This window comes from Scandinavium sp. (assembly GCF_051650185.1).
In the GTDB taxonomy this organism is placed as follows: Bacteria; Pseudomonadota; Gammaproteobacteria; order Enterobacterales; family Enterobacteriaceae; genus Scandinavium.
In genome coordinates, this window is record NZ_JBOFIN010000098.1 from 1 (window position 1) to 8,679 (window position 8,679).

10 protein-coding genes are annotated in these 8,679 nt (G+C 51.6%); 8 read left to right on the forward strand and 2 right to left on the reverse strand.

What is annotated here, in order from left to right; genetic code table 11:
- Positions 1-14: 14 nt before the first annotated feature.
- The 8 genes from pepE to ACRCWW_RS12870 all read left to right on the forward strand — a co-directional run bounded on the left by pepE (position 15) and on the right by ACRCWW_RS12870 (position 6,995).
- Entirely contained in the window at positions 15-740 is a 726-nt protein-coding gene (gene pepE, locus ACRCWW_RS12835; RefSeq protein WP_438682752.1) for a dipeptidase PepE, read from the forward strand.
- A 1-nt stretch (position 741) separates the two neighbouring features.
- Positions 742-1,692, forward strand: coding sequence for a DUF1177 domain-containing protein (locus ACRCWW_RS12840; protein WP_438682753.1), 951 nt, complete (start codon positions 742-744; stop codon positions 1,690-1,692).
- A gap of 352 nt (positions 1,693-2,044) precedes the next feature.
- Entirely contained in the window at positions 2,045-2,482 is a 438-nt protein-coding gene (locus ACRCWW_RS12845; protein WP_438682754.1) for a hypothetical protein, read from the forward strand.
- Between the two features lie 26 nt (positions 2,483-2,508).
- Positions 2,509-3,171, forward strand: coding sequence for a TIGR03759 family integrating conjugative element protein (locus tag ACRCWW_RS12850; RefSeq protein WP_438682755.1), 663 nt, complete (start codon positions 2,509-2,511; stop codon positions 3,169-3,171).
- Positions 3,150-3,677: a transglycosylase gene (locus ACRCWW_RS12855; RefSeq protein ID WP_438682756.1), complete on the forward strand. Its 528-nt coding sequence runs from the start codon at positions 3,150-3,152 to the stop codon at positions 3,675-3,677. The genes ACRCWW_RS12850 and ACRCWW_RS12855 overlap by 22 nt, the downstream gene beginning before the upstream one ends.
- 33 nt (positions 3,678-3,710) lie before the next feature.
- On the forward strand, positions 3,711-4,196 hold the full coding sequence (locus ACRCWW_RS12860; protein ID WP_438682757.1) for an integrating conjugative element protein: 486 nt from the start codon (positions 3,711-3,713) through the stop codon (positions 4,194-4,196).
- Positions 4,193-6,307 (forward strand): type IV conjugative transfer system coupling protein TraD, encoded by a 2,115-nt coding sequence (traD, locus tag ACRCWW_RS12865; protein WP_438682758.1) that lies wholly within the window; start codon positions 4,193-4,195, stop codon positions 6,305-6,307. The genes ACRCWW_RS12860 and traD overlap by 4 nt, the downstream gene beginning before the upstream one ends.
- Entirely contained in the window at positions 6,297-6,995 is a 699-nt protein-coding gene (locus ACRCWW_RS12870; RefSeq protein WP_438682759.1) for a TIGR03747 family integrating conjugative element membrane protein, read from the forward strand. The genes traD and ACRCWW_RS12870 overlap by 11 nt, the downstream gene beginning before the upstream one ends.
- A gap of 40 nt (positions 6,996-7,035) precedes the next feature.
- Here ACRCWW_RS12870 and ACRCWW_RS12875 read toward each other — a convergent pair whose 3' ends face one another.
- Both ACRCWW_RS12875 and ACRCWW_RS12880 read right to left on the reverse strand, forming a co-directional pair.
- Positions 7,036-8,079, reverse strand: a complete 1,044-nt coding sequence (locus ACRCWW_RS12875) for a hypothetical protein (RefSeq protein WP_438682760.1) — start codon at positions 8,077-8,079, stop codon at positions 7,036-7,038.
- Positions 8,080-8,224: 145 nt separating this feature from the next.
- The coding region (locus ACRCWW_RS12880) for a DUF2913 family protein (RefSeq protein WP_438682761.1) at positions 8,225-8,679 on the reverse strand (455 nt) is incomplete at its 5' end.

An 8,679-nucleotide genomic window follows, 5' to 3' on the forward strand; every position in this document is an offset into this window, starting at 1 on the left:
ACCGGAGCACAACTATGAAAAGAGCATTACTGATGAGCAGTTCGCGGATGGGGCAGCTTGGCTATCTGGAGCATGCGGAGCAGCAGTTACACACCCTGTTTCAGCACGATGCTGATGAAGTGCTGTTTATTCCTTATGCCGCCGTCTCTTTCAGCTTTGACGACTTTGAAAACATCGTCAAAACCGCCTTTGAACGCTACGGCTATGGCCTGCAATCCATTCATCGCTTCAGCGACCCGGTTGCGGCGGTGAAAAATGCCAAAGCGATTGCAGTGGGCGGGGGAAATACCTTTGCGCTGCTCAATCGTCTGTATCAGAACAACATTGTTGAGCTTATTTCACAGCGAGTGAATGACGGTGAGCTGCCTTATGTCGGCTGGAGTGCGGGCAGCAACGTCGCAACGCCGACGATCCGTACCACCAATGATATGCCCATTGTTCAGCCGCCATCCTTTAACGCGCTGAACATTACCCCTTTCCAGATGAATCCACATTTCATTTCCGGCAAACCGGTTGGGCATAACGGTGAAAGCCGCGAAGAGAGGCTGAACGAATTTTTGAGCATTAACACCGGGGAAGAGCTGCTGGCCTTGTATGAGGGGTCAGCACTTTATATTGAGAATCAGCAGGGGCGTATTTTGGGTGAGAAAGAGGGGCTGTGGTTCCGTGCTCCTGAGAAGATTGACAACATTGCCCCAAACCAGTCGTTTGAATTAAGCATGATTAAAGGAGTGAACTAACATGTCATCGAAATTTGTCAGCGCTATTTATGAACTACTCGACGATCCAGGCATTAATGGCCAGAAAGTGGTGGATGAACTGACCGCCCTTGGTGCAACCGATGCGACGATCACCACGACACCGGTTAATTATGAGGCGCCGGAAGACACCACTCAGATTTGTGATTTTATCAAGGTGGTGATTAAAGGCAGCAACGGAAAATCGGCGGGAGGCGAAACGCCAGCGCCAACCATGGGTATTATTGGTCGACTGGGGGCGCAGCAGGCTCAGCCTGACAGAATTGGCAAAGTGTCAGATTCTGATGGCTCTATTGTGGCGCTGGCGAGTGCCATGAAGCTGCTGGATATGTCCGCGAAAGGGGCGAAGCTTGAAGGTGATGTGATTATTACCACCCATATTGCAACGCATGTTTCTATTACGCCGCACGACCCGGTCGATTTTATGGGCATGCCGGTTTCATCTGACACCATGAATGATTATGAAGTGGATGATGATATGGATGCAATTTTGTCGGTGGATACCTCGAAAGGGAACAGCATCATCAAACACCGCGGAATTGCCATTTCTCCAACGGCAAAAGAGGGCTATATTCTGCGCGTTGCACCAGACCTGGTGACGTTAATGGAATATGCTACCGGCAGACCGGCCAAAACCTTCCCGATAACCTCCCAGGATATTACGCCATACGATAACGGTGTTTATCACTTTAACTCCATTATGCAGCCGCATGTGGCGACAACAGCGCCGGTTGTAGGGCTAGCCATTACAGCCAAAACCGTCGTTCCTGGCAGTGAAACGGGCACCAGTTATGAAAGCGAACTGGTGGATGCGACCGTATTTGCTGTCGAAGTCGCTAAACAGTTTACCTGGCAGAAAGCGGCGTTTTACGATGCGGACGAATATCAGACATTGTTTGATATGTACGGTAGTCTGGCATTTTTGCAAAAATAAGAAATTCCATCACAGATAGCATATTGTTTGTTATCTGTGATGGTGCTTTAGCGCGAAAATGACCTGTTTACCTCAACAAGGTAATGGTCATTTTTGCTTTTGTTCGCCTGGCCTTTAGATTGTCAGCAGGCCTGTGATGATTAAAGATCATCAATTCTGTATGCACTTCAATGTAAATACTTCATTCCTGCCTTTATTCTTCTCCTGGCTGATTTGAGTTTAATGACGTAAACATTCTCGTTTTTTTCCATGCTGTTCCGGTTTCTTCAACCGGAGTACGCCCATGCCTATATCCCGAATTTCCCTACCCACCATTGTCTTAATGCTCTCTGCCTGTGCCACTGAGATACCTGTGAGTGCAGCCAGTCCCGCACATCCTCAACCACCAGGGGCGACACAAGCAGCGCAAGCAGAACGCGATGTGATACATACCGCTCGCTACACCCTGGTAAATCTGACGCCTGATGATGCACTGCGTCAGCCGCTGCATCAGATAACCCGCCATACCCTACAGGGGCATACAAAATCAGCACGTCTGACCCGCGGTGACGGGCTACATGCCTGGCTTGCAGGAACGGGATATGGCCTGTGTCTGCCGGTGAGCAGCGATTCCCGGTTGTTCTACAGCAGCCCTTTGCCGGATGTCTGGCGTAACGCCGGGCCGATGCGGGTTGAAACCGCCCTGCAGGCGATTGCCGGTTTAGCATGGAAAATGACCGTCGATGAAGTCTCCCGCACGGTCTGTTTTGTGCCTTACTGGCAACTTCAGAGTGGAGTGGTGAGGGGATGAAACTACGCTACGGATTGATCCTGTTAGTGTCGATTATATCGACAGCGCAGGGAGCCGATGAAACTACAACTCCAATCACTCACAGCCCTGATACGCCTCTTGTTACAACCCAATCAGCACATGATTGGGGACTGACGACACTGGAGTGGACGCGTTACCAGCAACTCAAACGGGGCGAGCGCGGTATCTGGTCTCCGGCACTCGACCCGCTGACCACGCTTGGTGTTGAGGCGACAACTGACGCTGAGCGTCGCCACTATGCTGACCTGCTGGTGGAGAAAGAATCGCAGCGCGTGGACAAGGAGCTGGCGTTTCAGCGGGCCTATGACAAGGCCTGGAAGCGGCGCTTTCCGGTGCTGTCACCCGTTAACGACGTGAGTTCAGCGCCGGATGTGCCAGTAAACCGCAGACTTGCGGTGTTTGTGCGTGAAGGCTGCACGGCCTGTGACCATACAGTCAGTGGGCTACTGAAGGCCGGCAATCCCCTTGATATCTATCTGGTGGACAGTAACGGCGACGATACGAGGCTTCGTCGCTGGGGCGTCACACATCATATCGACGTTGCGCGGGTGAAACGCCGGGACATCACACTCAACCACGATGGTGGGAGATGGGAGCATTACGGTCACGGGAAAATGCCTGCAGTGTTGGGTAAAGAGGGGGCGACATGGCAATCTGTCACCCGCTGATACTGGCAACACTGTTTGCATTTCTGCCCGCAGCGTATGCTTCGCACGGTGTACCAACAGGCTATCAGCAGGTAGCACAGCAGGCTGCGGTGCCTGCCGGGGTACTCTATGCTGTAGCACTGACGGAAAGTGGCGCCAGCGTGCAGCAGACTCTCCGGCCCTGGCCGTGGACACTGAATGTGGCGGGGCGCAGCTTTCGGTACGCCACGCGCTCAGATGCCTGCCGCGCGCTGCACCAGTTTTTGCGTACCGTAAGCCCTCAGCACATTGATGTCGGGCTGGGACAGCTTAACCTTGGCTGGAACGGTTATTACTTTCGCACCCCCTGCGATGTTCTTGCCCCGTATCCCAATCTGAAAATCGCCGCCCGTCTGTTACGTCAGCATTTTGAGCACTGGCAAAGCTGGTATGAAGCCGTGGGACGTTATCACCATCCGACTGGCGGAAAACCCGCGCAACAGTATCGCCAGAAAGTCCGTCGCCACATGCTGAACCTGTCCTCATAACATCATGAAATCAGGAATGAAGGAGTTCATGCAATGCTGAAAGTATTCACGCTTGTCCCGTTATTATTTTCTGTCAGTGCCAGCGCGGCGCTGACTGTGGTTGCCGACCTCGGCGGTGAGCCGATGGCACCGCTGTTTGCTGCCATTGCTCCCGTACCGGAAGACCGGAGCGAGCCTGCGCCAGTGCCCCTGACGCAGGCCATTTATCCGGTGGTATCAACCAGGCTGCATCCGGGCAGTGTGGCACTGCGTTCACTTTCGTTACCCGGAATGCCGCCGGTCTTTTTACTGGGTGACGATCCGCTGTCGATTCACTGGCTGGAGAAAAAACGACAGGCACTGTCATCCCTGCATGCGGTGGGGCTGGTAGTGAATGTGGCCTCCGCAGCTCGCTTTCAAGTGCTGCAACAACATGCCGGGAAGCTACTGCTGGTGCCGGTCAGCGGGGATGATATGGCGCAGCGCCTGAAACTGGAGTTCTACCCGGTGCTGATCACCAATAACGGCCTGTCACAATGAGCAACCGGCATGCAATCGAGTCTCTGTTGCGTCCCGCGGTTGAGCTCTGGAGTACGGTAACGGGGATTGCAGCAGGTAGCCTCTGCATACTGGCACCCTGGTCGCTGATGCTGTCACCCACGGTCAGCTGGTCACTGGCTGCCGGTTTTTTTGTGTTTGCCGGGGTACGTGGAAAGCAGGGGATGACTATTCTGCGCTACCGGCGCAATATCCGGCGCTTACCGCGATACACCGTGGTCAGTGCGAAGATCCCGGTCAGTCAGCACATACTGTTTCTCGGGCGGGGATTTCGCTGGGAGCAGCGTCATACCCAGCGTCTGCTGAACTGTCGTCGCCCCGATGTGGCACACTATATCCATCCAGGCAGGCTGTACCGGCTGGCACGACGGCTGGAAAAACTCAGCGATCCGCAACTGCCGCGCCTGCGGCATCTGCTGTCCAGGGACACCTGGCTTAACCCGGTACGACCGTTGCCGCCTGTCGGGGGCAGTGCCTTGTTGCACGGCATTGAGCTGGATGAAACGGATGTGACTTTACCGCTGGGCGAGCGGGTCGGACATATGCTGGTAATGGGCACTACGCGGGTGGGGAAGACCCGGCTGGCGGAGTTGTTAATCACTCAGGATATCCGTCGTGGTGAAGTGGTGGTGGTCCTTGATCCGAAAGGCGATGCGGATCTGCTCAGGAGAACTTATGCCGAGGCTAAGCGCGCAGGGCGGGAGGATGAGTTCTATATTTTTCATCTGGGCTGGCCGGATCTCAGCGCCCGCTATAACGCGGTGGGGCGCTTTGGGCGGATCTCCGAAGTCGCCAGCCGTATTGCCGGGCAGTTGTCGGGAGAGGGGAATTCCGCTGCATTTAAGGAATTTGCGTGGCGTTTTGTGAACATCATTTCGCGGGCGCTGATTGCGCTGGGCCAGCGCCCGGATTACCTGCAGATCTCCCGCCATGTCATCAATATCGACGATCTGTTTATCCGCTACGCACAACACTATCTGCCAGCACACGAACCTAAAGCCTGGGAGGTGATCGCACAGATTGCGGGTAAGATAAATGACAAAAACACGCCCCGTAACCTGCAGGGTCGCGATAAATATGTGGTGGCGCTGGAGCAGTATCTGGCGGCGACCAGAATTCACGATCCGGTTCTGGAGGGGCTGCGCTCAGCGGTGCGCTATGACAAGACCTACTTTGACAAGATTGTCGCGTCCCTGCTGCCGTTGCTCGAAAAACTCACCACCGGCAAGACGGCACAATTGCTGGCCCCGTCGTACAGCGATCTGGATGATCCGCGCCCCATCTTTGACTGGTTACAGGTGATCCGCAAACGGGGGATCGTCTATGTCGGACTGGATGCACTGTCAGATACTGAGATAGCCTCGGCTGTGGGGAATTCGATGTTCGCGGACCTTGTGAGTGTGGCGGGCTATATCTACAAATTTGGCGTCAACGATGGATTACCGGGGAGCGACGGAGCAGAGCAGTTGCCGATTAACCTGCACTGTGATGAGTTCAGCGAACTGATGGGGGATGAGTTTATCCCGCTGATTAATAAAGGGGGCGGCGCGGGAATTCAGGTCACGGCCTATACCCAAACGCTCTCTGATGTGGAGGCCGGCATTGGCAGCCATGCCAAAGCCGGACAGGTCATTGGTAACTTTAATAACCTCATCATGCTGCGCGTGCGGGAGACCGAAACAGCCGAATTGCTGACAGGCCAACTGCACGAAGTGGAGGTGTTGACCAGCACGGTGATATCCGGGGTGACGGATTCTTCGGTGCCGGGAACGGGCACGGATTTTACCAGCAACACCCAGGATATGGTGAGTTCAGTCAGTGTGCCGCTGATTGACCCGGCGGCGATTATCCAGCTCCCCAAAGGCCAGGCATTTGCGCTACTGGAAGGCGGGCAGTTATGGAAAGTACGTATGCCGCTGCCCGCAAGCGAGAATGATGCGCTGATGCCGGAGAGTATTCGCCAGCTGGCGGCATTGATGCAGGCGAATTACCACACCGGCGAGCAGTGGTGGAACAATGTCGCTGTGCCGGAAGGGGAGCGGGATAACAGCGCCCTGATGGCGGCGTTGCAGGAGGGGCTGGATGGAGGATAAATCCCCGCCCCAGCGGGCAGCACCGAAAGGCATAATTTCCCTGTTACTTTCCTCGGCAGGCCGGGCGATGACGACACTTCTGGCATCGCTGTTGTTCAGCCTTATCACCGGGTGGGTGGGGATGGCCTTTTTCTGGCCGGATCAAGGTGCTCAGCACAGCCACCTGCTGATGAACCATGAACTGCACTGGTTTTCAGCGAACGTACGACAAAGCCTGCTGATGGCCGATCCGGTTGGACAGCTTAACGTGGTGCTGGTACATACCTGGCAGTGGCTATTCATCGATACGAAGTTTGTGGAGTGGCTGGGCTGGGTGAAGGGCAGCCCTGATGCGGGCTGGCTCTACCGGGTGGATGATTATCTCAGGGCCGCCATCTATATCACGCTGACCTTTGTGCTGCGGGTGTTCATCCTTCTGCTGACAGCGCCTCTGTTCGTTCTGGCTGCATTCACCGGAATTGTGGATGGGCTGGTGCGGCGTGATATTCGGCGATTTGGCAGCGGCTATGAATCGGGGTTTGTCTATCACCATGCAAAACACATGGTGATGCCGGTTTTTTATCTGGCCTGGATGGTGTATCTGACGCTGCCTTTCTCAGTGCCTCCGTTTATGATCCTGTTACCAGCAGCTTTTTTGTTTGGGCTGTCGATAAGCATTATGGTCGGTACATTCAAGAAATACATTTAATTGTTTAATAGGGTTTTGAAATTGTTATAAATTAACCATATTAAACCGGAGGTGAGATAATTAGGTGGGGGGTTATTTCACATTTTATTTTGTTTAGGTCATTTTGCAAGCCAACAGGGTTTCTAATGATGTGCTCTGGATCGTATACGAAGAAAATGATATCTTTGCAAAGTGGATGCGAGCTATAACGATGAATGTCTGTAATTAATTGTTCTGCAAGTTTACTATCCCTAATGCTCTTGCTTGCTTTTTTTACTTCAATTCCAATTCCTTTATCACGAATTAAAAAATCAATTCTTGAGTTTGAACCTAATTGGTATGGAGCTGCGCTTTCTGGGTTCACATCATCAAAGTGTAAGGCCAGTATGGCTCGCAGTAAATCTTGTACGTCATACTCATCATCAATTGGTAGTCCCCGGCGGTTGTTATGTCTGTTATTTATCTCTAATTGAAAAGAATTGAATTTTTTAAGTAATGATTTTAAATGGTCAATGTCGTTATGTTTTGATTCGTTTAATGGGCTTGCGAGCATATTATAATAGCTGCTGATGATTTTATCATCGAAATCATGTTCATATTTTGATTTTAGATTGAAATGTAAGTAGATAAAGGCAAAGATAAACAAAGATTCTAGTAACAGAAATAAAGTCAAATCCAGAGGGGATATACTGATGCGGTATGTGAGATTGTAACGGTATCTGGTTGGGGATGACGTTTTTGTCAGTGTATTTGCTAATGCGGGCTTGAGTTCTCCATGGATATGTACAGTTAAAGCGTTATAACGGGTTGGGACAAAAGCATAGTAATCACCTGATGGTTTTGTTTTGGATTCACCGCTATTGTATTTTTCAAGAGCATCGATCGTAGAGGTAGTAATAGATTTATAATCCTTGTCCACTAATGCATTTATAATAGACGGATTGGTAGGGTCATTTGGTTGGAAATAATCAGAAATTAGAGTGTAGTAACTAAGGCCAGTTAATACCATTGAGAATACAATGCTGAATTTGGTGAAGAAAATCAGTTTTCGTGTTGTTAATATTGTTTTTGCATAGCTTTTGATCTGCGAAAATTGACTGCTCATTTTTACCTTTAATTGATGCCGATACCGTTTGCTATATGTTTTACCATGATTGGCTCCTTACGTCACGTTAAAGGCATCATTACAGCCTGAAGAAGGGGCAATAGTTCTTGCGGGAAATTAAAATTTAATAATGCAGGGTGTTGCATTAACCTGCAGCCATTAAACTCAGGTTCAGAATTGCCCAGTCACCGATGTATTCTTTTACCGCAGTCGTTAATTCCTGTGTAGCCATTGTCTGAATGAGAAAATCACTGTCTCCTTTCACCAGAAAGTCCAGTACTGCCACCTGAGTGCCATCATCGGAGAAAGCCTGAATCAGTGCCGATTTCTTGATAAGCATCACTGAATCTTTCTCACCAAACTCCTCAATCAATTTGTCGGCATGCCATTCACCATCAGGCAGGGAGATATTCTGCCAGCCAGCGGCTTTCAGCGCTTCAATGGCATACGTCAGCCGGAATAAATCAGATTGCTGCTTCACGGGCGATGAACAGGATTCATGGAGGTATTCCATTCGTTGCTGAAGATTGGCTGCCGGGCCTTTTTTCCTGCCGAGCGCCAGCAGGCTCTCAATATCCGGGGCGACCGTTTTGGGAAAAC

Bases quoted from the DNA above. Each gene is read 5' to 3' on its own strand.
- pepE (WP_438682752.1), top strand. From the start codon at position 15: ATGAAAAGAGCATTACTGATGAGCAGTTCGCGGATGGGGCAGCTTGGC.
- ACRCWW_RS12840 (WP_438682753.1), top strand. From the start codon at position 742: ATGTCATCGAAATTTGTCAGCGCTATTTATGAACTACTCGACGATCCA.
- ACRCWW_RS12855 (WP_438682756.1), top strand. From the start codon at position 3,150: ATGGCAATCTGTCACCCGCTGATACTGGCAACACTGTTTGCATTTCTG.
- ACRCWW_RS12860 (WP_438682757.1), top strand. From the start codon at position 3,711: ATGCTGAAAGTATTCACGCTTGTCCCGTTATTATTTTCTGTCAGTGCC.
- traD (WP_438682758.1), top strand. From the start codon at position 4,193: ATGAGCAACCGGCATGCAATCGAGTCTCTGTTGCGTCCCGCGGTTGAG.
- ACRCWW_RS12870 (WP_438682759.1), top strand. From the start codon at position 6,297: ATGGAGGATAAATCCCCGCCCCAGCGGGCAGCACCGAAAGGCATAATT.
- ACRCWW_RS12875 (WP_438682760.1), bottom strand. From the start codon at position 8,079: ATGAGCAGTCAATTTTCGCAGATCAAAAGCTATGCAAAAACAATATTA.